Annotated in this window: 29 protein-coding genes; 9 read left to right on the top strand and 20 right to left on the bottom strand. The window is 43.1% G+C overall.

The annotated features are described in order from the left end of the window. Positions 1–1,073 precede the first annotated feature (1,073 nt). The 7 genes from Electrica_RS28305 (at position 1,074) to Electrica_RS28275 (ending at position 4,240) form a co-directional block, all read left to right on the top strand. Entirely contained in the window at positions 1,074–1,589 is a 516-nt protein-coding gene (locus Electrica_RS28305; RefSeq protein ID WP_142256028.1) for a J domain-containing protein, read from the top strand. Positions 1,590–1,740: 151 nt separating this feature from the next. Beyond that, a complete protein-coding gene (locus tag Electrica_RS28300; protein WP_142256027.1) occupies positions 1,741–2,034 on the top strand; it encodes a cobalamin biosynthesis protein CbiX in 294 nt (97 codons plus the stop codon). 69 nt (positions 2,035–2,103) lie between these two features. After that, the gene (locus Electrica_RS28295) at positions 2,104–2,643 is read left to right on the top strand and encodes an ATP synthase F0 subunit B (protein WP_142256026.1); all 540 of its coding nucleotides are present in this window, start codon (positions 2,104–2,106) and stop codon (positions 2,641–2,643) included. Continuing rightward, positions 2,640–2,909, top strand: a complete 270-nt coding sequence (locus tag Electrica_RS28290) for a hypothetical protein (protein WP_142256025.1) — start codon at positions 2,640–2,642, stop codon at positions 2,907–2,909. The genes Electrica_RS28295 and Electrica_RS28290 overlap by 4 nt, the downstream gene beginning before the upstream one ends. Before the next feature lie 366 nt (positions 2,910–3,275). Beyond that, positions 3,276–3,584 (top strand): hypothetical protein, encoded by a 309-nt coding sequence (locus Electrica_RS28285; protein ID WP_142256024.1) that lies wholly within the window; start codon positions 3,276–3,278, stop codon positions 3,582–3,584. A 48-nt stretch (positions 3,585–3,632) separates the two neighbouring features. Further along, complete coding sequence (locus Electrica_RS28280) at positions 3,633–3,854, top strand: putative periplasmic lipoprotein (RefSeq protein ID WP_142256023.1); 222 nt, start codon at positions 3,633–3,635, stop codon at positions 3,852–3,854. Between the two features lie 173 nt (positions 3,855–4,027). Further along, positions 4,028–4,240, top strand: coding sequence for a hypothetical protein (locus tag Electrica_RS28275; protein WP_142256022.1), 213 nt, complete (start codon positions 4,028–4,030; stop codon positions 4,238–4,240). A gap of 481 nt (positions 4,241–4,721) precedes the next feature. Here the strand turns inward: Electrica_RS28275 and Electrica_RS28270 are convergent, their stop codons facing one another. Genes Electrica_RS28270 through Electrica_RS28260 form a run of 3 tightly spaced genes read right to left on the bottom strand, consistent with a single transcriptional unit; the run spans position 4,722 to position 6,594 of the window. After that, a complete protein-coding gene (locus tag Electrica_RS28270; protein WP_142256021.1) occupies positions 4,722–5,393 on the bottom strand; it encodes a hypothetical protein in 672 nt (223 codons plus the stop codon). A 52-nt stretch (positions 5,394–5,445) separates the two neighbouring features. After that, the gene (stbB, locus tag Electrica_RS28265; RefSeq protein WP_142256020.1) at positions 5,446–6,147 is read right to left on the bottom strand and encodes a StbB family protein; all 702 of its coding nucleotides are present in this window, start codon (positions 6,145–6,147) and stop codon (positions 5,446–5,448) included. Positions 6,148–6,153: 6 nt separating this feature from the next. Continuing rightward, positions 6,154–6,594, bottom strand: a complete 441-nt coding sequence (locus Electrica_RS28260) for a TraK family protein (RefSeq protein ID WP_142256019.1) — start codon at positions 6,592–6,594, stop codon at positions 6,154–6,156. Positions 6,595–6,909: 315 nt separating this feature from the next. Here Electrica_RS28260 and Electrica_RS28255 point away from each other — a divergent pair, with 315 nt between their 5' ends. Both Electrica_RS28255 and Electrica_RS28245 read left to right on the top strand, forming a co-directional pair. Then, positions 6,910–7,248: a plasmid mobilization protein gene (locus tag Electrica_RS28255; RefSeq protein ID WP_142256018.1), complete on the top strand. Its 339-nt coding sequence runs from the start codon at positions 6,910–6,912 to the stop codon at positions 7,246–7,248. Next, entirely contained in the window at positions 7,245–11,060 is a 3,816-nt protein-coding gene (locus tag Electrica_RS28245) for an LPD7 domain-containing protein (RefSeq protein WP_167686297.1), read from the top strand. Before Electrica_RS28255 ends, Electrica_RS28245 begins: the two co-directional genes overlap by 4 nt. A gap of 79 nt (positions 11,061–11,139) precedes the next feature. Here Electrica_RS28245 and Electrica_RS28240 read toward each other — a convergent pair whose 3' ends face one another. The 17 genes from Electrica_RS28240 to Electrica_RS28160 form a co-directional block, all read right to left on the bottom strand. Further along, the gene (locus Electrica_RS28240; protein ID WP_142256015.1) at positions 11,140–11,442 is read right to left on the bottom strand and encodes a hypothetical protein; all 303 of its coding nucleotides are present in this window, start codon (positions 11,440–11,442) and stop codon (positions 11,140–11,142) included. Positions 11,443–11,479: 37 nt separating this feature from the next. Further along, complete coding sequence (locus Electrica_RS28235) at positions 11,480–12,139, bottom strand: AAA family ATPase (RefSeq protein ID WP_142256014.1); 660 nt, start codon at positions 12,137–12,139, stop codon at positions 11,480–11,482. A gap of 112 nt (positions 12,140–12,251) precedes the next feature. Further along, on the bottom strand, positions 12,252–13,070 hold the full coding sequence (locus Electrica_RS28230) for a tyrosine-type recombinase/integrase (protein ID WP_142256013.1): 819 nt from the start codon (positions 13,068–13,070) through the stop codon (positions 12,252–12,254). A gap of 3 nt (positions 13,071–13,073) precedes the next feature. Further along, positions 13,074–13,199, bottom strand: a complete 126-nt coding sequence (locus Electrica_RS29165) for a hypothetical protein (protein WP_266095189.1) — start codon at positions 13,197–13,199, stop codon at positions 13,074–13,076. Between the two features lie 390 nt (positions 13,200–13,589). Continuing rightward, positions 13,590–13,907 carry a hypothetical protein gene (locus Electrica_RS28220; protein WP_142256012.1) on the bottom strand — a complete coding sequence of 106 codons (318 nt, stop codon included), beginning with the start codon at positions 13,905–13,907 and terminating at the stop codon, positions 13,590–13,592. 97 nt (positions 13,908–14,004) lie between these two features. After that, the gene (locus tag Electrica_RS28215) at positions 14,005–14,187 is read right to left on the bottom strand and encodes a helix-turn-helix domain-containing protein (protein WP_142256011.1); all 183 of its coding nucleotides are present in this window, start codon (positions 14,185–14,187) and stop codon (positions 14,005–14,007) included. A 213-nt stretch (positions 14,188–14,400) separates the two neighbouring features. Further along, a complete protein-coding gene (locus Electrica_RS28210; RefSeq protein WP_142256010.1) occupies positions 14,401–14,925 on the bottom strand; it encodes a DUF2726 domain-containing protein in 525 nt (174 codons plus the stop codon). 121 nt (positions 14,926–15,046) lie between these two features. After that, positions 15,047–15,334 (bottom strand): hypothetical protein, encoded by a 288-nt coding sequence (locus Electrica_RS28205; protein WP_142256009.1) that lies wholly within the window; start codon positions 15,332–15,334, stop codon positions 15,047–15,049. A 16-nt stretch (positions 15,335–15,350) separates the two neighbouring features. Then, positions 15,351–15,776 (bottom strand): H-NS family histone-like protein, encoded by a 426-nt coding sequence (locus tag Electrica_RS28200; protein WP_142256008.1) that lies wholly within the window; start codon positions 15,774–15,776, stop codon positions 15,351–15,353. Further along, positions 15,777–18,101, bottom strand: a complete 2,325-nt coding sequence (locus Electrica_RS28195; protein WP_142256007.1) for a type IA DNA topoisomerase — start codon at positions 18,099–18,101, stop codon at positions 15,777–15,779. It abuts the gene before it with no gap. 9 nt (positions 18,102–18,110) lie between these two features. After that, positions 18,111–18,488, bottom strand: a complete 378-nt coding sequence (locus tag Electrica_RS28190) for a hypothetical protein (protein ID WP_227654683.1) — start codon at positions 18,486–18,488, stop codon at positions 18,111–18,113. A gap of 2 nt (positions 18,489–18,490) precedes the next feature. Beyond that, positions 18,491–19,147 (bottom strand): hypothetical protein, encoded by a 657-nt coding sequence (locus Electrica_RS28185; protein ID WP_181578745.1) that lies wholly within the window; start codon positions 19,145–19,147, stop codon positions 18,491–18,493. Between the two features lie 11 nt (positions 19,148–19,158). After that, a complete protein-coding gene (locus Electrica_RS28180) occupies positions 19,159–19,932 on the bottom strand; it encodes a hypothetical protein (RefSeq protein ID WP_142256006.1) in 774 nt (257 codons plus the stop codon). Positions 19,933–19,946: 14 nt separating this feature from the next. After that, entirely contained in the window at positions 19,947–20,393 is a 447-nt protein-coding gene (locus Electrica_RS28175; protein WP_142256005.1) for a thermonuclease family protein, read from the bottom strand. A 265-nt stretch (positions 20,394–20,658) separates the two neighbouring features. Continuing rightward, positions 20,659–20,964, bottom strand: coding sequence for a TrbM/KikA/MpfK family conjugal transfer protein (locus Electrica_RS28170; RefSeq protein WP_142256004.1), 306 nt, complete (start codon positions 20,962–20,964; stop codon positions 20,659–20,661). After that, positions 20,958–21,275, bottom strand: a complete 318-nt coding sequence (locus tag Electrica_RS28165) for a hypothetical protein (protein ID WP_142256003.1) — start codon at positions 21,273–21,275, stop codon at positions 20,958–20,960. The genes Electrica_RS28170 and Electrica_RS28165 overlap by 7 nt, the downstream gene beginning before the upstream one ends. A gap of 26 nt (positions 21,276–21,301) precedes the next feature. After that, positions 21,302–23,275 (bottom strand): type IV secretory system conjugative DNA transfer family protein, encoded by a 1,974-nt coding sequence (locus Electrica_RS28160; protein ID WP_142256002.1) that lies wholly within the window; start codon positions 23,273–23,275, stop codon positions 21,302–21,304.

Below are 23,275 nucleotides of genomic sequence, written 5' to 3'. Positions count from 1 at the left end.
GTATCCCCCTTAATATGATACCTACAATCAAATCATAAAGGTGGATTTAGATCAACAAAAAAACCACCTTTAACCGGGAATGTGATCACCTTTCATAACAATATGATTATATTAACTTTTTTCAACTTATCAACAAGGCCGTATAATAAAGTCATTTATAATCAATAACATTAAAGGTGAAGAGCAGAAATTAACCAAAGAGCAAAAAACAGACAACCAGACCGGGAAAGCATACACCTTTAACCGGGAAGGCATACACCTTTAACCGGGAAGGCATACACCGTTAACCGGGAAGGCATACACCTTTAACCGGGAAGGCATACACCTTTAAACGCTCAAACTATTGATATGCAATAAAAAATCAAGATCGCAATGTTTTAAAAAAGAAAAAAAAAGAAAAAGGATCTAAGGGGAGAGCAAATTCTGCCATGTGAATAACTTCATGGCAGATCACGATATGCAGTAACCGGGCGTAAGTGCTTTCTGTTCGTCCTGGTGCTATTCCGCTTCCTCGCTCACTGACTCGCTAAGCTCGGTCGTTCGGCTGCGGCGAGCGGAGGTATCTTTTGCGCTCACTAATCACATTCTGGCGGGTTTTCCTGAAAAAGATGACCCATACTATAGCTAAACCAAAAAAAACGGCTCAGAGTGGCTCACAGGCGTTATTTTGACAATCAGTGTTTTTTAGGTTTCTGATAGATGCAGCCGTAGCTCGCTCTGCTCGCACTCGCAGTACAGCGCCCCGCCCTGCTGCTACGCATCATGACGGCGTAAACTCGCTGACGCTCGCGCCCACTGCGCCGTTCCGGGCTGCAAATCGGCATACAGTGGCCTGTTAGTTTGTTCTGGCTTATCAGGAAGGGGAATTGTCACGCCATACGGCGTAACGCTTTTTTTGTCCTCGCTGCGCTGCGGGGCTTCCGGCTCCGCCTCCCATTCCCTGACGGGAATTTAAAAAAAGTGTGTAATATTACACAATATATATTGACGGCAGATCATAAAAATCGTATTATTATCACATCGAAAGGGGAAACGCCCCGGACACCAACGCCGCACAGTGGCAGGAGTTAAAAATGAATATCCAGCAAGCATTAAATATTTTCGGTTTATCTGGTGAACTGACTGAAAAAGACATTAAAAAAGCTTATAAGCAAGCCGCTTTAAAATTTCATCCTGACCGTAATCCAGTTGGCGCGGATATGATGAAAGCCGTCAATGCTGCATTTGATTTTCTGATGCAGAATATTGATAAAATTAATCAATTCCAGAGTGCTGACGAAAACGCCCGTTATGACTTTGGCGAAGAACTCGAAAAAGTATTAAATATGCTTTCTGGCCTGTCTGGTGTGGTTTATGAAGTTATTGGAAACTGGATCTGGATCAGTGGCGAAACAAAAGAACATAAAGACGCATTAAAAGAAATGGGCTGTAAATGGGCGGCGAAGAAAAAACAGTGGTTTTATCGTCCTGATGAATACAAAGCCAGCCGGAACCGCAAAGAGCACAGCATGGATGAAATCCGCGAAATGTACGGCACAAACGGACAGCGCAAGTCTACAGGCTGGCAGAGAGTCACAAAACAGGGTTAAGAGGTGAGCCGGGGCAATAGTCCCGGCTATAATATATGGTATGTAATATTACACAACATATATTGACGGCAGATCTTAAATATCGTATTATTATCACACCGAAAGGGGAAACGCCCCGGACACCAACGCCGCACAGTGGCAGGAGTTAAAAATGCACTTTACTACATTTTTAAAAAAACATTTTGACATTGAAGTATCAAGTGAATATAGGACAGATGTAAATTGTTCCAATGATCCTGGGAAGGATGTGGAAACAATCATTGTTTATGAAAAAAACAATGATTGTGAACCTGCTTTTATTCTTCGGGATTCATGGTGGTTTACTGACACCAAAGAAAAAAAACATTGGATTGTTGGAAACATATATTCCACGCTGGAACATGGCAAAGAGTACAGCGAAAAAGAATTAATTAACATTATCAAAAGTGGCAATATCATAAAATAAAACACACCCCCGCCTGACAGGTGGGGGTGTGTTTTAACGTCAACGGCATACAGCCGCGAGGTTTAAAAAATGAATTTTTTTGATCGGTATCAGCCGCTTTTTGAAATGGTTGCTCGTTTGTTGGGGGATGAATGGCGCGTCAATTTGCTGGATGATTGCCAGTATCGAATAAAACTGACCACGCCGAACCTGAAACGTTATACGCTTACAGTCAGAGAGGATAAGGGGCGTATTGTTATTCATGGTTTCGTTGAGTCTCGCTACTGGCGTGGAAGTGGCGCACGGTGTACCGTGTCGCCGTCACGTAATGCGGCGGCAATTGCCGACGATATACGCCATAAGATACTGAAACAAGCCAGGCAGGATCTGGACACAATGCAGGAAGCGGAAAAAAAACAACTGGAGGGGCTGGAACAAGAGCGAATCATTAAAGGGATGCTGGCGCAGCTTGTAAAGCTGGAAGGTTGGCACGATTCACTAACCGGGTTTAAAGCAAATAATGGCCTCAGCGGTAAAATAACAGATCACTACAATGGGTATGGCCTGTTTGTGCAGGGATTAAACATAGATCAGCTAATTAAGTTAATGGGGGCAGTGAAACAGTTATGAAAAAAAGAAAAGGTGATGTGCATTATTATTTAGAAAAAAATGATGGTATTTACCATCTTGTAAAAAGAGTAAAAACATTTTCTAAGAAATTAACACCGGATGGTGTAAAAACAACACTGTTAACAGTGAGTGATTTTTTCTTTAATAAAGATAATTTCTACAATGTAGATTTTTCTGCAAATGGCCTCAGAGAAAAAGACAAAGCAATCATTGAGATGATGATCATCGAGATTGAAAATGCTGAAAACGGCACATTGCAGCCGTAGCTCGCTCTGCTCGCACTCGCAGTACAGCGCCCCGCCCTGCTGCTACGCATCATGACGGCGTAAACTCGCTGACGCTCGCGCCCACTGCGCCGTTCCGGGCTGCAAATCGGCATACAGTGGCCTGTTAGTTTGTTCTGGCTTATCAGGAAGGGGAATTGTCACGCCATACGGCGTAACGCTTTTTTTGTCCTCGCTGCGCTGCGGGGCTTCCGGCTCCGCCTCCCATTCCCTGACGGGAATTTAAAAAAAATAGTGTGTAATATTACACAATATATATTGACGGTAGATCATAAAAATCGTATTATTATCACATCGAAAGGGGAAACGCCCCGGACACCAACGCCGCACAGTGGCAGGAGTTAAAAGATGGATACTAAAGCAATTGCTGTTGAAATTTTGAATCAGTTAGGCGGAAACAGATTTATCGCCATGACAGGGGCAAAGCAATTTGTTATCTATGATAAAGGCGGTTTGATTTTCAAATTACCTTCTAATTTTGCGGCTTCTGGTATTAATCTGGTAAAAATCGAGCTTGATCCGTCAGATACCTACAACGTATATTTTTATAAATCACGGGGCGTAAGTCTGAAAGAAGTTGAAACCATGACAATGATTTATTGTGATCAGCTACAGGATATTTTTACACAGGTTACAGGATTAAATACTTATCTTTAATTTAAAAAAGGCTATCAAAAGATAGCCTTTTTTTAACAGGAGTGACAAATGAAAAAAATCGCAGGTGTTTTCCTTCTGGCCTCGTTGTTAGCAGGTTGTGCGCATGAATCGCCTTGTGTCCCTGTTTATGATGATCAAGGCCGTTTAGTACATACGAATACGTGCATGAAGGGAACGACCCAGGACAACTGGGAAACCGCCGGAGCAATTGCCGGAGGTGCGGCGGCGGTTGCTGGCCTTACGTTGGGGATTATTGCGCTGACGAAATAAATTTATCACTAACATCATTAAGGCCGTCATGTTGATGGCCTTTTTTATTTATCATAAATAGTGTGTAATATTACACAATATATATTGACGGCAGATCATAAAAATCGTATTATTATTACATCGAAAGGGGAAACGCCCCGGACACCAACGCCGCACAGTGGCAGGAGTTAAAAATGCAATCCATCTTAAACGTTACTTATCCAGCTACTTTTTCATTTTCTTTTACAAAGGCCGAAATTCAAAACGGTAAAGCGTTTATGAATACCTACGGCATTAAAAAACCAATTACCGTTAACAGCTATGTGGAGCTTGAGGCGGTGATTAAAAAAATCGCGGAACAATGCAAAGTTAACCCGACAAACGTTAGTTATGAAATTGCAGAATAAGGAGGTGTAAAACATAAAGGTAAGGTGTGATCAGGTTGGTGGAACAACCTGATCACGTATCAACAAAAAAAACATTGTGAGGTTTTAAAATGTCAACGCATCAAATCGTACAGGTTGCGGATTCGGTTGTCAAAGGGAAGAAAACCACAATCCCCGCCATGAACGGCGAGCAGTGGGATCAGTTCAGGTGGTGGCTAAATTACTTGCAAGGATATGAAATGTTTTAACCAGGTATAAAATCAAAGGCGGCGCATATGCCGCCTTTTTTATGCCCGGAGGGCATGGGAGGCGGAGCCGGAAGCCCCGCAGCGCAGCGAGGACAAAAAAAGCGTTACGCCGTATGGCGTGACAATCCCCCACCCTGCCAGACCCGTTTTTTACGGGCTACCAGCTACGAGGAAGCCAGACTGTCGGAGACAAAAGGAAGGAAAAGCGAGCCGCAAACGTGTACCACGTTTGCGGCAGTGAAAACAAAAGGCGCTCACTTCGTTCGTTTGTTAATGGAATCCAGTTCTTTTTTAAATTTAGCTTGTTGTGCCGGGGGTAATTGCGTTATGACTTTTTTTGTCAGATCCTGCATATCAAAAAAACCCGATGCCGCAAACTTCATGTTTTCTTCCATTTGCACTTTACTTTGATTAGTCACGTACCAGAAAGCCCCGGACAGGCCAGCCGTGACAAAGAGAGTACAGGCCGCACAAATGGCTATCGCCGCTTTTTTGCTGAATGGTTGCGCATTTTTAGCCATCTTCTCTAAATGATCGTTAAAAACGGATTGTAGTTTTTCTTGATTTTTTATCAAACCTTCTTGTGATTTTTCCTGATTATGTTTTAGAGTGGCTAATAACGCGATTATATCGTCGGTAAGTTTTTGTTTTGTTTTTATCGCTTCCTCTTGAATTTCTAGAATGTTTTTTGTTTTTTCTTCTGAAATTCCAGTGGTTGCCTCTTTTATTTCCCTGTCAATTTCCAGACTGTCACTGATTAGCTGATCCAGTTTTTTTGATATGACTCCATCAAAACGGGCTGGAGTATCTTCAATCGCTTGCACAAGCGAAGCAAACGCTTTTTTAATTTCATTGTCGAGGGCTATATAGTCCTCAAGCATCTGGTTTATTTTTTGATCTTTAAATTCTTCTGAAAAACTACTCATATGATTGATTCCTTTTTAAAGTCTGGTGATTTCTCACCAGACTGGAGAGGTGTTAACCAAGATTGAGATTTTGAAATGCTACGTCCAGATCGCTGTTAAAGCCATTCATCAGCATTTTGACTGTACGCAGGTTAGAGAGTTCCTGACGTTCTTCTTTTGAAGCTGCTGACCGGATAAGAGTTCGGAAGTCACGATTATCGTTATACACTTCATCGTAAGATAATCCGGCTTTATTAAGAATGTTAAAAATATTGTTATGATAGACTACTGAATGATTTTTACCTGCAATTTCTTTGCAAATATCATTTGCTAAGAATATTGCATATTGTTTTTCTATTGACGTATCTTTTTCAGCAAGGTTGAAAATTACTTTGAAACGGTCTGGCTCAACTCCCATTGCCATTAATGCTGAAATTGTCTGGATTGAATCTGTCTGTTGTTTTGCTTCTCTAACTACAGGTACAACAAAATAATCAATCAGGTCATGACTTCCTTGATACTCATTCATCTGAATAATGAATTGTTCAATATTGGATGAACCCACATCAATGATCGTGCATTCACTATCATCAATACGCTTGATGATTTCATCAAATTCTTTAGCGGAAAGTTTTTTGTCATCTGTTCCGTCAGTGTTAATTGTTTCAACTTTAATAATCTCTGATTCATCAAGACGAGGTTTAAGCATGGTCTGACAAATAGTAGATTTACCGACGTTTCCGCTATTGTTAACAATTGCAAGTTTCAGATACATTTTTTATTACCTTTTGTTTCGTATGTAATTACCGAGAGCATTACTAACCTGAACAAAGTTAGCACAGCCCCATGAGCTTATTGTTTCCACAGAAATATCATTTTCTATGGCCTGTTGAACAAGTTTTTCTTTTTGATAACAAACATTCATGTAGTCATTGAAATCATCACCAAATTTATTTTTATTTTCTGGCTCGTTGTTTTTTTGTTTTGTTTTGTTTTGTCTTTTATCATCATTCATCTTTGTAAGATGAATGTTATTATCCTTGCAATATTTATTCACGTAGCGAGTAAATTGCACATAGCTCAGTTCAATTGCCATGCTTTCTTTATAAGAAATGTATATTTGTTTGACTGTTTCACCAGTATTTAACCGTGCATTAATTTCATCCAAAAGAGGCAGGAATTTGCCTTTACCTGTTCTTTGTTTTCTTCTCCAGTCTGACATGATTAAAGCCTCATTGTGTTTTGGCTTAAATTTAGCACATATGCTTTTATAGTGCAATTTAGTGAAACTGTTGTTGTGTTTAGTGCAATTTAGTGAAATTTAATGCAACTGTCAATCACTTTAGTGCAATTTAATGAAATTCAATGAAACATAGTGAAAGTGTAATTTTATGCTAACTAAACTACAGGCACGAGACCGATTGTACACAAACCCGTTCCGGGTATGTTACAATCGGCGTGCCAAAGGGGAAACCCCTTTGAAACCCCGAACGGCTTGAGCCGTTCTGGTGCGGTTCTACGAACCTTGAGGGACTAAATGAAAAAAACAAACAAGAGCGTACATGTTACATTCAGGTTAACCGAAGATGAGTATGCGCCATTTGCTAAAGCTATTGAGCAGCTTGATATGAGTAAATCCGAGTTTTTCAGAATGTTGTCGCTCAATCAGATAAATGGCTATCAGCCAGACCATCGCCAGCAACCTGATTACAAGCGTTGCCTGTTTTACTTACATAAAACCAGCAACAACATGAATCAGATTGCCCATCGCCTGAATACTGATAACGCTAAAGGTATTATATCAGATGCCTTATATAAAAAATTACTCAATGCGCTGATTGGTATCAGAAACACCTTGCAGGACGTGACAAAATGATCACCCGGTATGGTGGTGGCAATAACGGGATAGCCGAATATCTGGAGAACGGCAGAAAGGCCGAAAGGGAATACACCCGTGAAGAACTGGATCACCGTCTGATTCTGGACGGCGATTTACAAACCACAAATAAAGTTATTCAGAGTATTGAGGATAAGGGGCAGGAGCGTTATCTGCATATCACACTTTCCTTTCAGGAATCGGAGATAAGCACGGAAACGCTTCATGCCGTTGCACAGGAATACAAATCATTATTCATGAATGCCTATCATGAGGATGAATACTGCTTTTATGCCGAGGCACATTTACCAAAGATAAAAAATCTTGTTGATAATCGCACTGGTGAACGGATTGAGCGCAAACCCCATATTCATATCGTAATTCCGAGAGTTAATATTGTAACTGAAAAATCAATGAATCCTAGAGGGGATTTAACTAACTCAAAAACTCAGGTGCAGTTAGACGCTATTCAGGAACACATTAATCACAAATACAATCTTGTCAGCCCGAAAGATGCCATGCGCGTCAGCGACCAGAATTATGCTAATGTGCTTTCACGGACAAAAGGCGACCTGTTTAATGAGCGTAACAGCGATGTTAAACGGGCTATTCATTCTCGACTTGAAAGTGAAAACGTTCGCTCATTCAGTGATTTTAAAACCCTTTTGTCAGAGTATGGCGAGGTTAAAACACGCAATGCAGGTAAGGCCGGAGAGTATTTATCTGTAAAACTTGATGGTGATAAGAAATTTACCAATCTTAAAAATCCGCTTTTCAGTAAACAGTATATTGAATCGCGTGAGTTACCTTTGGTTAAACCTACTGAAAAACAAATCTCAGCACGTCTTGAGGCGTGGACAAGCCGCGCAAGTCATGAGATTAAACATATTTACCCCGCATCATCGCGTATTCGTGAGGCTTACAAATCACTGGATGATAAGGGCAAAGCGACTTTTCTTGCAGAGAGGATAAAAAGCTATGACGAAAAACACAAACTTAACAAAGGACATACTGAACAATCGAGAGGACGGCAGAGCCGTAATGAGCGAGGTTTTGATCCAGCTTCCCGACTCGATAGAATTAAAACAGGAATCGGCTTGCCACGTTTGCCCCAACGCGGTCTGGTTTACGGAATCAACGGGCGAGCAGCACCCACCGAATCTGTCAGTTTACTGCCAGATAATGCGGAGCGTGATCTGGCAAAGCGGCTACAAGAGCGACAACATTCTGATAGCGAAATGCGACGGGATTCTGATAGACAATTCACAGAGCGAGGATTAAAAACGGTTGAACAATCTTCATTGCTTCATGAGTTAATTTACCAGAAATTAAATAAAGATGCTGAAAGCAATGAGATTGCAACGATGGCGGTTATCAGAAAAGAAATTGACCCGGAACGATTTTTATCCGCCGTTGCCAGAGAATTTAATGTAAATTCTGAAATTCATGCTGTCAGTAAAGCGCCGGACGGTTCCCCCCGGTTTTCAGTGGGTAAAAGGAATCTTAATGCGTCAGATTTTTTAACCAAGAACCTGAATCTTTCATGGGTGGACGCAAAACAATTCCTTTTAAAAGTCTATGCAGATCAGAAAGCGAATAAACCATTTGAAAAACCTGTTTTAAACCGTTCTTTAAACAGAAGGGAAGCGAAGGAACGTTTGGATTCTTTGAAGTCAGGCAATAAAACATTACGCGATTTTGTTAAAAATGAACGCGCAAAAATGTATAATGATTTACGTGAAATGCGTAAAGAACTCCGCAGCATTCCACCCTCCGAACGTGAAGTGGCAAAAGGTATACTGGTTTACAAAAAACTCACAACGTTAGAATCACTGGCTGAAATGGAAAAAGAAGGGCGTAACATTATTAGCCAGTATCATGCAAACTGGTCAGAAGGAAGCGAAAACATGAAAGCTGTAGAAAGGTTAAAAAGTTATTTAAATCGTGAAGAAGAAAATGGCATTCAGGCTGACCAGCCTGAAACGTCACTGGTTAAAGCCGTTGAAGCTCAAAAACGGCTGGAAGAACTACGCCGCAGCAACACTAAACTGAAAGATCTGGTGATGGACAAACAAGACGGGAAAATTGTCTATCGTGATCAGGAAACGGAATCCCCGGTGTTTACGGATAAAGGTGATTTTGTTGTTGCAAGCAAGGAAGCCTCTAAGGAAGAAATCGCCGTTATGCTGGATTATTCACGGGAAAAATTCGGCGGTGTCCTGAAACTCACCGGAACGGATGAATTTAAACAGCAATGCGCGACAATTGCCGCAGAAAAAGGGATGAACATTATCCTTCGCCCTGAAAAATTCCAGAAAATTATGCTGGAAACAAAAGCTGAACTGGATGCAAATAAAATCCACCAGGACGAAAAGGAAATGCACCAACCGGAGCCGGAAACCAAAGAGAATGCTGTCACACGTGAAACGGAACGGGAAGCCACAGCGCAGCCGGAAGCGCGTCAAACAGTGGAAGAAGTCAAAGCACTGCTGGCTGATAATGAAATGCGCCGCATGATGATGACCGACGACCAGAAACGCCGTGAGTTCAGCGCCTCGATAGACAACGACACCAAAGTTAAGGCCGAGATTAACGCCGAAATCATCCAGGCCAAAACGGGCGTGGAGCTTGATCCGGTATCACTGGAGCAGGACGTTATCAACGCGCACAAAGCCACGCTGGAGCCGTCTAAAGAGACACTGAAAGCAGCGGTAGAGCAGACACCTAACCCGGCAACGCCAAGCCAGCTTAAAGAGGCGGTAGAACAGGCCACAGCGCAGCCGGAAGCGCGTCAGACAGTGGAAGAAGTCAAAGCACTGCTGGCTGATAATGAAATGCGCCGCATGATGATGACCGACGACCAGAAACGCCGTGAGTTCAGCGCCTCGATAGACAACGACACCAAAGTTAAGGCCGAGATTAACGCCGAAATCATCCAGGCCAAAACGGGCGTGGGACTTGATCCGGTATCACTGGAGCAGGACGTTATCAACGCGCACAAAGCCACGCTGGAGCCGTCTAAAGAGACACTGAAAGCAGCGGTAGAGCAGACACCTAACCCGGCAACGCCAAGCCAGCTTAAAGAGGCGGTAGAACAGGCCACAGCGCAGCCGGAAGCGCGTCAGACAGTGGAAGAAGTCAAAGCACTGCTGGCTGATAATGAAATGCGCCGCATGATGATGACCGACGACCAGAAACGCCGTGAGTTCAGCGCCTCTATAGACAACGACACTAAAGTTAAGGCCGAGATTAACGCCGAAATCATCCAGGCCAAAACGGGCGTGGAGCTTGATCCGGTATCACTGGAGCAGGACGTTATCAACGCGCACAAAGCCACGCTGGAGCCGTCTAAAGAGGCCGTTTATTTTGTGAAATTCCCTAAACAGGAGCTGAACGAAAATATTCGACCGTTTAACTCCGTACAGGAGGCAGTCGCCTACAAAAAAACAGTTTCCATGCTGCATGGCATAAACGCAGATAAAGCCAGCGTACAGGCCGCAGATAAGTCTGTTACTGAAATAAAAGGGATTCAGGAAGCTGCTAAAGATGCCGTACCGGTTCCCCGCCATGAACTGGAACAAGCGCAGGGCAGGGACGTATCAGAGCAGGACGGTAAGATCCTTGAAGCAATCGACCAGTACCAGGATAAATTTGTCTCCGAAGGTCTGGAGTTTAACCGCCCTGAAATGGAGGCCGAATTACTTAATCACAATCTGACAAGGGATGTTGCAGAGGACAGAATGGAGCAGAAATTCACGGAAGAAAAATCCCGCCATAATGAGCAGGAACGTGATAACGGCATGGAGCGATAGACAAAGAAAAAAAGCCCTCAAAAACGAGGGCTTTTGTTTATTTCGTCACTTTATTCCATACTTGATGCTATCAACGCTGTCACTTTTTAACGGATGGCCTGCCTGCTTTGGGGCTTTTCTTGCGAATTTCTTCAAATAGCGTTTGTCGTTCATCATCAGATAGACGCTGGAGCAATGACATTCCGGCGCTATGTACATCGGCACGACTTACGCCGTAAGCGTCCTGATAGGTGTCAGAAATGGCCAGATCATCATTTTTTATGGTGATGTTTACTCGCGTGACTTTTGATGCTGATTCTGGGCGTTGTGAAGCCGAACTCACAAATGTACGCATATCAACATTTTGAATATCATGGGTAACTTTCTTTGGTACTTTTGCCATTACTGTTCTCATTTTTACTAGTGTGTAATAATGTGTATTATAACACATTAATTTCTTTCAGGAGCAACTCAATTTCTCCCCGTGCTTTATTGCCGCACTTATCATTATATTCGTGTACCCCCATACCACTGTTGTAAGCCTTTTTGTGTGCTTTCCGGTAGTAGATACGCTGGCGAGTCACGGGGAGCCAGTCGGGATCGTCGCTCAATAACTTACGGAACTCAGAGGCTTCTGTATCGCGTGGATCGGTATCGCATTTATTCAATACGATATAAGCGTTAAGGTGCGGGTTGAGTCCGGCTTGCGCGGTTTTAATATCATAAACGACCTTACCTAATGTATTTGTTTCAATGCTTGAACCCGGATCGGCAAAGGTCAGTACAATATCGGCACAAACCAACGATTTCATGAACTCCGCAGATTGTTGACCGGGAGTATCAAGAAGGACGTAATCAAATTTTGTTGTTAGATTTCTGGCTGTCGCGGCAATATCTGTAAAATTCCTGAACAGGGGAATTTCCAGCGTAATACCATTCTCTTTTCGTGTTTCAACAAAGTCCTGCAAGCTACCTTGCTTATCCGTTTCCAGCCAGCATACGGATTTCCCTTTCATTGCGAGACATACGCCGATAGAAATGATTTGCGTGGATTTACCTGGCCCACCTTTATGACCCGCTGCTGCAATAATTTTACCCATTTGCCGATCCTTTATTTAACGTTGTGTATCATTACACACCTTATGTAAATGAGTATACACACAAGCGTTCTGTTAGGCAATGTTTATGGTGTGTATTATTACATCCATTTTATTACTCACGGGTAAGTAGGCGCCGTGCCGTCTGCGCGTCATAGCTGAATGACAGGCCGTTTCCGGTCAGTACATCGAGCGAGAACACGCGCGTATAGACTTCGGTACTCCGGGCATACCGATGCCCCAGCAGCCCCTGAATCGTTTTCTCCGGTACACCACTCATTAATAAATGCATGGCGAACGAGTGCCGGAAGGTATGCGGCGTGACCGTGATCGGAAACGTTACCCCGTCACTTTGTGCGCGGGCTACCGCAGCGTTCAGCCAGTTCAGCGGCGTTTGCCGTGACTTCACTTCCCACACCGGAACATGCTTAACCCGTTTTCGCCAGGTGGCGAGGTATTCCCGCATCCGGCGCACGTAGGCGGCATCGAGCAGCGGCACGATTCTTATGCCGGGTTCGGGCGGTTTGCGGTAGCGCGGATCGGGGTGCAGGGTGTCAGCATCAACAGCCGGACGACCACGCCCCCGGACGGCTTCGCGGTTGCGTTGTTTCAGGGTTTTCAGCATCACCACGGCTTGCGGGTGGCGGCGCGACGGCTCCAGCGTAAAACAGGCAGGTGTCAGCGCCAGCGCTTCATTGAGTCGCGCCCCGGTATTCCACAGCGTTTCAAAATACATCCGGGCGGTGAGATCATCGATACAGGAGAGCAGCAGCCCGACTTCCGGGGCAAGCAGGTATTTTGGCAGACCCGCGCCGAGGTGCGCGGCGTAGTCGCGCATTGTCCGGGCAGCATCGAGCGACCACGACCCGGCAACGCTACCCGGAACGGTGACGCTACGTGAAATCTGAAAATTTCCGGCAGGTAAGTTACTCAATTTTTAAATCTCCGCATCCTGATAAAAACCCGCTGCCGCCTCCGGGCTAAAGCCCTCCGTTGTCCGGGCGTTCAGCCAGGCACAAACGAGTTGCGCATGGCTTCGCTTCCCCTGAAAAAATCCGGTCACGGTATCTTCCTGTAGTGGGTGACGAATCAGCCAGGCGGCGCGGTGTCATTATTATGGCGTACCGGGCGGCGCAGTCCGAGGACAATAAATCCGATCACCAAAATAAATATTGGACATTTTTTCCGATAGTGCCGTTTTGCCTGGGCGGTTTGTGCCGGGAACAGGACGTGTCCGGGCGGCGGGTGCGCCCCGTTGTACTGATTAGCCCAGAATATGGGCGCAGAGGCCGCAGATCTGCACCAGATATGGCGATCATCACGATGTATGTTGTAACTATTGTAATGAGGGAAGGGGACTGGACAGAATGACCTGTATGTCTAACGGCGCGGAGAATTAAACGAGGGGCATAAAAAAGGCCGCTTTCGCGGCCTGTTCCTAATTGCTTCTACGCTAGTCTTCTTCTTTAATAAATCGATTTATGAATATGGATGCAATTATAAATATACAACCAAGAACTAAAGCTAACTGCCAGTACGCAGTAGAATAAGAATGCATTATCGCCCCCATTTCATTAGTAGCTGGAGCGCTAGTTTCCTCTCCGGCTAGAGCCTTAGCAACTAAACCAAATACGATTAGAAGAATCCCACCCAAAAGACTTCTCAAATGAATAAATCTACTTAGCCAAGTTCCAATTCTTTGATAAGGAATCAAGAACAACCCTAAAAAGATCAACGCTAATATCAAAAACCCTAAAAGGAACCCAATCATTTTAACCTCACTTATATTTCGCTTTACTTTTGCAGCATTCTGTTTGCTCAATCAAATTATGAACTATAGTTCATATTTTCGCAAGGTTTATTATGAACTATAGTTTACAATAAACAGGTAGTCCGGCTAAAGCATCATTCCAGTGCTGATCCCTATCCTGGTTCCCGGCAATCTTGCTAATCCAGGTTTCTGACTTCCCCCAACGCGCAGCGAGCGCCGGACGTGACCAGCCCTTTCGCTTCATTTCAGCTTTAAACTCTTCTTTTGTTGGTTTGTACATATGTTTCTCATGTGAACTATAATTCATAAATAGTAAGTGAAACACATTCAATTAGCAACTGGACAGAATAACTGTTATGTCTAAGTGCCTGGCGAATTAACCCGGAGCCGGGAACAGGCCAGCGCCGCTGGCGACCAGTGCGCGGGGATCTGCCCGGACACGTCGCCCGGAACGTTAAGTTTTTTCATTAGGAAAACTTAGAATCATAAAAGACTAACAACCCACAGAAGCAAGTAACACAGCATCAATATCCCGCAGCGTATACTTTTCCTGCACGGGAAGGTACTTAATCCCGGCTTTTTCACAGGCAATTTTTTTTATTTCATCCCTGACCTTTGCATTTCCTTTATAGTGACCACTTCCCTGATATTCAATAACAGCGACAGGCATATAGTTTAAATCAGTCACAACAAAATCAACGCGCTTGCTGTTAACAGAGAAGAACGCCGTTCTGTCTTTTGACTTTAAGACTTCACCTAAAGAGACTTGCGGAAAAATCAAAACAGGAAATGCCTTATCATTAATATGATCACAGATAGCTTTGTATAGTATTGATTCGCTGGCATTCATCAGGCTTGATCTGGAAAAATCACTTTTTACGACCGCACTTAATTGTTTATTTGCAATGGTTTTCTTTTTATCACCTCCATCAGTCAAATCTGGTTGCCTTAATATCAGGAACACCAGAGAAATCAGGACAAACACAAGAAAAACGACAAGCATAGTCAACAAATCCATTACTTTTCCTTATATCTTTCTTTGTTAAAAATACCTAAAGTCTTATTATAAAGGCCAATCAGCACAAACGGGTTCTTATGCATATTAGCGAAAAAGGCCGCTTGCGCGGCCTGATTTTCAGTTACTTAAACGTTCGTGGAATCATGTCCCACTCAGCATGATCACCCTTCACCGTACAACGATAATCAGCCCCGTTAATTGTAGCGAATAGCCCGGCGGTATATTGCTTGTCACCATCCATGCAGGTGTACGTTTTAACGTTATTCCGCTCCAGAACCGCGCGTATCTGCTTTAATTCATTGAGAGAATCGACATCAACTACAGGCTGCGCGGCTGCCATTGAAACAGCAGGGGCGGCAATAGTCATACTAAAAATGATAGCCAGAAATGATTTTTTTAATGCGCTCATAAATATCCCTTTTGTATCAGTCTTTGTTGATCAAAAACTCTTCGAGTTTACGCCCGGACTCCAGCGCGGTCTGAATTGCTTTTGGTGTGCGCCCAACGCCAGCCCATGTTTTTTCTTCGCCACTTTCATCTGTATAGATGTATTTAGGCTCGCGCTGTGATTTCGTTTTCCTGACCTTAGCGGCTGGCTGTGTTCCACTCTGAACGAGATCGCCCAGGGTAAAGCCCATTTTAGCGAGCATCGCAATCGCTTCCTGTTTTTTGCTTTCCTGTTCTTCAAGCTGTTTCAATTCCTGATTGTGATCTTCCCGGCGTTCTTCAACCACAACCCTGAATTTTTCCGCTACTTCTTCCAGCCATTCAAAATCACACTCACGTGCAAACACACGCAGCGAACGAATGTTACTTAAAATGCGTTTTATTGCTTCATATTCTTCTGACATTTATTTACCTTTATTTTCATATTCAAACGTAACTGTCGCTTTATCCTTGAGGACTAAAGACGCATTAAACGGATTCCCAGCTTTGGATTTAAACCCTTTAATAACAGGCGTTTTCCCTTTTGTGAGTAATGTTTCTGCCTGATTTTGAGTGATTTTTTTACCACATACAAGCCCGTTTATCTTAAACCCGCATCCCGTGCAATAGAAGCCGTGTTGTGTGATGGCTATTTCTTTGCCACATGCAGGACAAGGGGCATCAAGTCTGGTTTTTGCTGCTGCCCCCGGCTGTTTATCCGTAACGGGCTTCCCGTTCTGATCCGAGTACGTTGTCTTACACTCAGGATAGCACGAGCAAGACCAGAAGAAGCCGTTTTTTCCCTTAATCCGGCGCAACGTCCCTTTTCCGCACACGGGGCATGGTGTGCCGTTTGACGTGATATTCAGCCCTTGTGATTTAATTTGTTCGGTTATCGCCGCGATATACCCGTCAGTTTCTTTTATAAATGCCTCAACGGTGAGTTTACCTTCTTTGATCAGCGCCTGTTTTTCAGCCCATATTGCAGAAATATCAGGTTTCGTTATTTCATCAGGTAACGCCGCGCAAAATTCCTGCCCCTGTTTTGTCGTTTTCCATACCAGCTCTGAATAGCCTTTTTCTTTCTCGATGGAAATCAGCCCGGTATTGTTCGCCAGTTTTTCCAGTATTCCGGCGCGTGTTGCTTCCGTTCCGATGCTTCCCCGGTCAGTGCTTCCTTCATCTTTGGCTTCCAGTGCCTTACGCAGTTCTGGATCTTCGATGAATTTGGCGGCGCGAGTCATTGCCGCGAGCAAGGTTGATTCCGTAAAATATTTCGGCGGTAATGCAGGTTTTTTACCGACTGCCCCGGATTCACACAGCCCCGAGGTATTAAATTTCAGTGTGGATAAATCAAAATCACCCTGGGTTTTTTCGTCTGTCAGTTCTTCATTATCATCATCTTTCCCTAGTGCTTCCCATCCTTTTTGTAAAAGGATACTTTGTGTTGCGGTAAAGGTATCGCCCTGAATATCAAAATGGATTTTCGTTTTGTTCCGAATGGCATCAGGCCAGAAAAGCCCGATGAAATAGCTGGATACAATCCGATATACGTTTTTTTCTTTTTCGGTCAGGTTAATCCCTGCGCCGCTTTTTGTCGTGGGTACAATAGCATGGTGTGCTTCAATTTTTGACGCATCAAAGGCTTTATGCTTTTGTGATAAATCCATATCTCCGGCAGCAGTTGCCAGTTCCGGCATGGTTGCACTGATAGCGGTGGCAATATCTTTGGCCTGATAATAATGTTCGTCTGACAGATAACGGTTATCACTGCGGGGATAAGTCAGTAACTTATGCGTTTCATAAAGCCCCTGCATAATATCCAGTGTTTCTTTTGCTTTATAGCCAAAACGTTTAGCACAAATCTGTTGCAGAGTTGACAGGTTAAGCGGTAATGGAGGTTTAGTATTTTCTGGTTTTGTTGTGGCAATGGTGACGGTAGCAGATTTATTTTCGACCCGTTCAGCAATATGCTTTGCCTGCGCTTCCGAAATCAGACGTTTTTTTTCATCAATCTGATCGGCTTCTGTAGTCTGGTATTTTGCTTTTACATTCTGACCATTAACAGAAATGGACGCTTCAACATCATAGTAAAAACTTTCAGCGTGGTTCTGGTTGGCAAGCGTTCGTTGATTCACCAGACCTAACACGGCACTTTGTACGCGCCCCACGTTTAACGTTCCCTGATAGCCCTTTTCACGACCTTTCAGAGTAGAAACGCGCGTCAGGTTATAGCCGAAGCCCTGATCAAGTATTGAACGTGCCAGAGCACTGTTTGACATTCCCCTGAATTTCTCGTTTGGCTGGAGGTTAGCTAACGCTTTTTTGACTGGCGCAAGGTTTAAATCCGTAACGAGCAACCGCAAAACAGGTTTAGAGCAGCCAGAAAAATCTAACAATTCATTAACAAGTAATGTACCTTCTTCATCGACATCACCGCAGTTAACAACTGTATCACTTTGTTTTATAAGGGAAATTATTATATTTGTTTGTGCAACTGACTCAGGTTTTGTTTTGTATTTTGGAGGCAGCATTGAAGGGATCGGTAGCGTAGATAATGACCACTTCCCGTACTTCTCAGCGTCATAATCTTCTGGATCATAAATTGCCAGCATATGCCCAAAGCACCACGTTACCACATCATTTCCATGCTCAAAGTACCCGTTTTTCTTTTCGGTTGATGGATTGCCGCCAAGTCCTTCAAAAATGGCCTTCGCTAATGATGGTTTTTCTGCGATAAAGAGTCTCATATATAATCCTTAAATTAATTCTGACGCATTAATTTCGTGGTGAACCAGTTCGCCACCCAGCAAAACAAATAAATAAGAAAAGGTTTTACCTTTATCAGCCAGCCATTTTTTATAAGTTGAAAGGATAAGCTGCCAATCTGCTGTACCATAATGAGATTCAATAACCCCTGACTGGCAACGACGACCATCGTCATATTTTTCACCAGAGAAAACTATTCCTTCCCCTGAAATAGAAAGAATGTCAACATTGTTGTGTTCGGGGAACGGATGGGTATCAACCTCCATCGTTCTGTAATCGACAACCGTCGTTCCTATAATGATAGTTGTCATATTATGGTAAAAAGGCTTTTTGTTTTTAGATTTAAATTCATCTTGTATGTATTTCATGATTAATCCTCCAGTTGTAGTGCGCCAGTAGCAAAGGCAGCTTCAACAATTGCGGAAAGTTGATGCGTTGGCATGTAATCTTTGTAATTAATCCATACCAGTTTAATTTTCCCATCCACTTCTACCGCACGCTGTCTCCTTTCATTAAAATCACTATCCAGCCATACGCCATTGAATAAAGGAAAACTGTTATTCTTAAAATAAACTTTTTTATCTTCATCAGACATGCAGTTGAGCATATGGGAGAGATAACGAGATACAAGCGCGAAATTTTTTACCGCATGATTTTTATCGTCAGGTTCAACGTTTTTACTATCGAACTCTATAATTCCGCCTTTGCGGATTCTAAATTCCCCAAAGGTCATAACATGCGCACGTTCTGGTTTTGTCGGGAATGTCCATGTAGCGTAAAAAGAATATATCCCGCGTTCTTTTTCTATCCACGCCTCCGCAACGAAGCAAGCCTCGCTACCATCCAGACGAGCTGAATAGCGCGGAGGTACACAAAACGAATCACAGTCGTGGGAAACAGGTTGCGTATATTTTCCAAGAATGAAAGTATCACCGACTTTCATATCCCTGATAGAACGCTGAAACCAGAGCGGCATACGGCAGTAACGCATAAAATCATAAACCGTTTTTATTGAACTCACTTTCATTATTTGCTCCTTTACCAGCCATACGGATAAGCAGGGAATGTCAACCAGCTTTCAAGCAGGTATTCGGTTTGTTTGTTCCAGTAAAAATAAAACCCTCTTGAATTGAAATAGACGGAATAACCGTCAATCTCACCAATTTTTTCTGCTTTGTTAAACAATGGATTGACATAAAAATCATCTTCGAAAGAATCAGTGAGATTAGACGCTACGAAATCCTTACGAGATAGTTTTGTTATTTTGTCACGCTCATCATCAAAATTAATGCGTTCCATTGTGTGGGGATTGATGCCAAAACCTACCGTTGCGCCAGTGAATGCTCTGTGTTCAAAATCCCCCCATGTAAGTTCATCTAATGAATCGACATGCTTTTGTGTAATTTCCAGAAAGGATTTTTTAACTGGTTCCTTATCATCATAGTTAGCCTTTTCTGGGAAGCTGATAAGAAACTCAGCCGTTTCACCCTTATCATGATTGAATAAAGTTCTTAACTCCTCCTCGTTTTCAAATTCTTTCTTAAATGATTCAATATCACGCACGAAACAAGACATATAGTAATATCTGTCCGTCTGGAATAACCCTTGCAAATCTTCACCATGAAGCAAAGCAAACTGGCAAATACGATCATACAAATCCATTGTCTTTTGATAATCATCCTCAGGAACCGTTAACTCTACCTCTGCCGCACTTTCTGTCATGTTTGGTGTAACATAAACATCTGCACTTACAAGCAAGTTACCAACACATATACGGTTATTGAAACGTACTTTATCGGATTCACTCATCATCGTTTCATTCCTCTTTATTTGCTATGACGCCATTCCCACGGCGGCACTGGTTGACTGTCAGCCCACAGGCCGCGTTTCTGCGTCTGTGCTTCCCGTTGTAGAGCTGGTAATGCCTTATCTGCGTTGTAGCGCTCATACACCCATGCAGCGCCAGATTGCACCATGAATCGGCTGGCCTCAGTGCCGTTCGTCGTGAACACGCGCCCGATAATCCGTCCGTAGCGGTCTGTCTGCGTGTACGCCACTGTAACGGGCTGTGCCGCAACCAGACCTTTAAGTTGATTCGTTGACCAACGCCCGAAAGCCTGTTTCTTTTCCGGCGCATCGATATTCGCCAGCCGAATCCTGACGGGCTTTTTATCCTGCAATACTTCGATGGTGTCACCATCGAGCACACGGATAACTTTCCCCTGGATTTCTGCTGCACACAGCGAACCGGAAAAAATAACAGCGATAAGCATTATATATTTCACCAGCCTCACAACTTATTCCCACCTTTTACAGACTTAATCTCTGCAACCATAGAAATAACTCACTCCAGTTAAAATCACTTTTCGTTTTTTTCATCCCTTTTCCTCCTGAAAATTTAATATTAAAGGTGAAACATTAATTCCACCTTTATAACATTGTAACAATAAGGGAAAAGACACTTAATACTTTCATTCTAACTCCATTTTACAATACCCTCCCCACAATCATATAAATTTGCGGGGGGGGGATATATTGTTAACCTTTAACCTTTCCGAACTTACTCATGATTTTTGAGATAGCAGCCGGATCTGCCGATGAACATTGATTCAAAAATGATTTTCTGGCATCAAATGTTTTATCCCAACGGATAGAACCTTTTTTCTTTTTAACGATGTTAAAAAAGGCTTTTTCAGCGCTTTTACACTCACCGCCACCACTATTGCCCGTTGCTTTACCGTAAAGGCATAGCACTGATTCACAGGCATCGGCAGCACTGGCAGGTAAAGAAGCAAAACCAAAGGCACACAACGTTACCGCCAGTAAAATATTTTTTTTTAACATAAGCACTCCTCATTTGTCGTGTATGGACTTTTAAAAATAAGATGAATTTTATCATCATATGATAATGAAAAACTGATTAAACCCAAAATCTCATGAGAAAAGACAGCTTTTTCATGAAAAAAAGCCGCCTCAATAGTAAAACACAACTCCCCGGCACATGACCGCATGGTAATGTTGCTTTTATGTTTTTCAAGCCATTTAACAAGCTGAACGATGGCTTTTCGGTCACGAATGGTATAAAAATCACAGTCAGAAAAACGATAATCACTCTCCTTTTTCAGCAACTGCATTTCCACGCTTTCGCTAAACATATAATCATTTAGTGACCGCATTTTACTTACTCCGACATATCAGTGTTATCGTGTATCTCAAGCTCCGGCGTGGTCATGATGTTACCCATCATTTCCTTGCCGTAGAGTTTCGCCTGTTCTCTAATCGCGTTTTTTATTTTTTCATCTGTAAACAGTACCGGGATTTCAACCGTATTGTTTTTAGCAATATCGACACGTTTTTTAAATTCTTCTTCTTCAAACCAGATGATTTTGTTAGCCACAAATGGACGTGTAAACTCACTCATGATGATTTCACGTACTGCGATGTTTTTAGCCTTGTTTTTCACATCGCGCAGGGCGTTGATTTCTTCCGGCAACAATACAGGGCGCTCAACGATTTCATGATTACGGGTACGAGATGAACCACCCTTCCCACCACTTCTGGAATCGGATTTTTTAATCACTGTCATATCCCTTACGCCAATTTCTTCTGATATTTTTTTGGTTAGTTCATTTTTGGCTTTTGGTGGATAATAAAGCACGACCGCAGAGTTTTCGACAAACGTTTCAGCCCCTTCCTTACCGTACATATCTTGTTTTTGTAACTGCCCCTCATTCTGTAGGATAAACATCCAGCGCAGGTTATACCCCGCCGTAAAGCCTACAGATTTTTCAATAATCTCAGATTTACCCATAGAGGTAAATTCATCACACAGAATAAGGCATTGATATTTTAAATCCGGGTTTTGCTCAGGTAATTCACGGGTATTTTCATTAACCAGCATAGAGAAAAACAGGTTAACCAGCTTTCCATGTGTAACTAACGCATCCGGTGTTAAGCCAAGAAAGATAGACATTCTTTTTTTACGCACATCACGAATATCAAAATCACTGCTGTTTGTAGCTTCTGCCGTCACAGGGTTATTGAAGATTTTCAGATAACTTGAAAAGTTCGTCAGAATTGAACCGCGAGTTTTATCTGGTGCAGCCATAAAACTTCTGAAATAAAACTTTGTTTTATCACTGATAAAATTCTCTTTTTCAATTGCCGCGCCCATCCATGAGGCCAAATCTTTCCCGCTATCAGGAACGGATAATTTCAGAATAGCCGCAAGAGAAAACAGTACCGGTTTTACACTCAGATTCGGATCGTCATGACTCGCATTCTGTAACTGAAATCGTTCTTTATCGAGCAGGTACAACCCCAGCCCCATAAACAACCCTTTAGCAGCATCAGACCAGAACGGATCGCTGCCCTCTGCTGGCATCAGAATCGAGGCCACTTTATCCAGGTCAGACTCACGTTGTAAGTCACTACGACCCACGCAATCAAGCGGGTTCCAGCGGTGTGATTTAATGTTTCCTTTCAGTGCTTCGGCCTGATTATCGGCATACCCCGCCGGGGCAAAGAGATAACATTCCTGTTTTAACTGCGTGGTGCGATACCCGGCAGACATAAACCAGTTTTCCAGCTTAATATCCAGTACCACCATTGAATCCGGGTAATTAACGCAGTTAGGAATAACAATCGACACCCCTTTACCGGAACGAGTCGGCGCATAAAGGATTAAAAACTGCTGACCATAAAAATAGATATACTGATTTTTATAGCGGCCTTTAAACATCTTCCCTATCAGGATCGGAGGAAAACAGAAAGGCTTTTCGCCAGTTTCAATGGCCTTATTCACCACGTCCGGGGAAGGGAAAAAGGTGGATTTTGATAAATCCATATCGGTAGCTAAACGCGCATCACCATAAATGACTTTTTTCGGCATCAGCCCAACAATAACCACAATAACAAAGCCAACAAAAACAAGCACCGGAACCGCAAAACCCACCCATGTAACAGCAATCAGTTTTTTATATTCTGGCTGGCCTGACAACTGCGTTACCACTTCCCGGAACGTACCAAACTGCAATAATCCCATATCCGCATCAGAATATTTTAAGGCTGCATATCCACCAAGATAGTTACCTGCAATCAGACAGATAACCAGCAGAACCAGCAAAAATATTACCATACCTGCTTTCTTATTCAT

Source organism: Klebsiella electrica (genome assembly GCF_006711645.1).
Lineage (GTDB): Bacteria > Pseudomonadota > Gammaproteobacteria > Enterobacterales > Enterobacteriaceae > Klebsiella > Klebsiella electrica.
The sequence above is the reverse complement of the archived record's forward strand: the minus strand, read 5'-3'. Positions and strand labels throughout refer to the sequence as shown.

Bases quoted from the DNA above. Each gene is read 5' to 3' on its own strand.
- Electrica_RS28305 (WP_142256028.1), top strand. From the start codon at position 1,074: ATGAATATCCAGCAAGCATTAAATATTTTCGGTTTATCTGGTGAACTG.
- Electrica_RS28300 (WP_142256027.1), top strand. From the start codon at position 1,741: ATGCACTTTACTACATTTTTAAAAAAACATTTTGACATTGAAGTATCA.
- Electrica_RS28295 (WP_142256026.1), top strand. From the start codon at position 2,104: ATGAATTTTTTTGATCGGTATCAGCCGCTTTTTGAAATGGTTGCTCGT.
- Electrica_RS28290 (WP_142256025.1), top strand. From the start codon at position 2,640: ATGAAAAAAAGAAAAGGTGATGTGCATTATTATTTAGAAAAAAATGAT.
- Electrica_RS28285 (WP_142256024.1), top strand. From the start codon at position 3,276: ATGGATACTAAAGCAATTGCTGTTGAAATTTTGAATCAGTTAGGCGGA.
- Electrica_RS28280 (WP_142256023.1), top strand. From the start codon at position 3,633: ATGAAAAAAATCGCAGGTGTTTTCCTTCTGGCCTCGTTGTTAGCAGGT.
- Electrica_RS28275 (WP_142256022.1), top strand. From the start codon at position 4,028: ATGCAATCCATCTTAAACGTTACTTATCCAGCTACTTTTTCATTTTCT.
- Electrica_RS28270 (WP_142256021.1), bottom strand. From the start codon at position 5,393: ATGAGTAGTTTTTCAGAAGAATTTAAAGATCAAAAAATAAACCAGATG.
- stbB (WP_142256020.1), bottom strand. From the start codon at position 6,147: ATGTATCTGAAACTTGCAATTGTTAACAATAGCGGAAACGTCGGTAAA.
- Electrica_RS28260 (WP_142256019.1), bottom strand. From the start codon at position 6,594: ATGTCAGACTGGAGAAGAAAACAAAGAACAGGTAAAGGCAAATTCCTG.
- Electrica_RS28255 (WP_142256018.1), top strand. From the start codon at position 6,910: ATGAAAAAAACAAACAAGAGCGTACATGTTACATTCAGGTTAACCGAA.
- Electrica_RS28245 (WP_167686297.1), top strand. From the start codon at position 7,245: ATGATCACCCGGTATGGTGGTGGCAATAACGGGATAGCCGAATATCTG.
- Electrica_RS28240 (WP_142256015.1), bottom strand. From the start codon at position 11,442: ATGGCAAAAGTACCAAAGAAAGTTACCCATGATATTCAAAATGTTGAT.
- Electrica_RS28235 (WP_142256014.1), bottom strand. From the start codon at position 12,139: ATGGGTAAAATTATTGCAGCAGCGGGTCATAAAGGTGGGCCAGGTAAA.
- Electrica_RS28220 (WP_142256012.1), bottom strand. From the start codon at position 13,907: ATGATTGGGTTCCTTTTAGGGTTTTTGATATTAGCGTTGATCTTTTTA.
- Electrica_RS28215 (WP_142256011.1), bottom strand. From the start codon at position 14,187: ATGTACAAACCAACAAAAGAAGAGTTTAAAGCTGAAATGAAGCGAAAG.
- Electrica_RS28210 (WP_142256010.1), bottom strand. From the start codon at position 14,925: ATGGATTTGTTGACTATGCTTGTCGTTTTTCTTGTGTTTGTCCTGATT.
- Electrica_RS28205 (WP_142256009.1), bottom strand. From the start codon at position 15,334: ATGAGCGCATTAAAAAAATCATTTCTGGCTATCATTTTTAGTATGACT.
- Electrica_RS28200 (WP_142256008.1), bottom strand. From the start codon at position 15,776: ATGTCAGAAGAATATGAAGCAATAAAACGCATTTTAAGTAACATTCGT.
- Electrica_RS28195 (WP_142256007.1), bottom strand. From the start codon at position 18,101: ATGAGACTCTTTATCGCAGAAAAACCATCATTAGCGAAGGCCATTTTT.
- Electrica_RS28190 (WP_227654683.1), bottom strand. From the start codon at position 18,488: ATGAAATACATACAAGATGAATTTAAATCTAAAAACAAAAAGCCTTTT.
- Electrica_RS28185 (WP_181578745.1), bottom strand. From the start codon at position 19,147: ATGAAAGTGAGTTCAATAAAAACGGTTTATGATTTTATGCGTTACTGC.
- Electrica_RS28180 (WP_142256006.1), bottom strand. From the start codon at position 19,932: ATGATGAGTGAATCCGATAAAGTACGTTTCAATAACCGTATATGTGTT.
- Electrica_RS28175 (WP_142256005.1), bottom strand. From the start codon at position 20,393: ATGCTTATCGCTGTTATTTTTTCCGGTTCGCTGTGTGCAGCAGAAATC.
- Electrica_RS28170 (WP_142256004.1), bottom strand. From the start codon at position 20,964: ATGTTAAAAAAAAATATTTTACTGGCGGTAACGTTGTGTGCCTTTGGT.
- Electrica_RS28165 (WP_142256003.1), bottom strand. From the start codon at position 21,275: ATGTTTAGCGAAAGCGTGGAAATGCAGTTGCTGAAAAAGGAGAGTGAT.
- Electrica_RS28160 (WP_142256002.1), bottom strand. From the start codon at position 23,275: ATGAATAAGAAAGCAGGTATGGTAATATTTTTGCTGGTTCTGCTGGTT.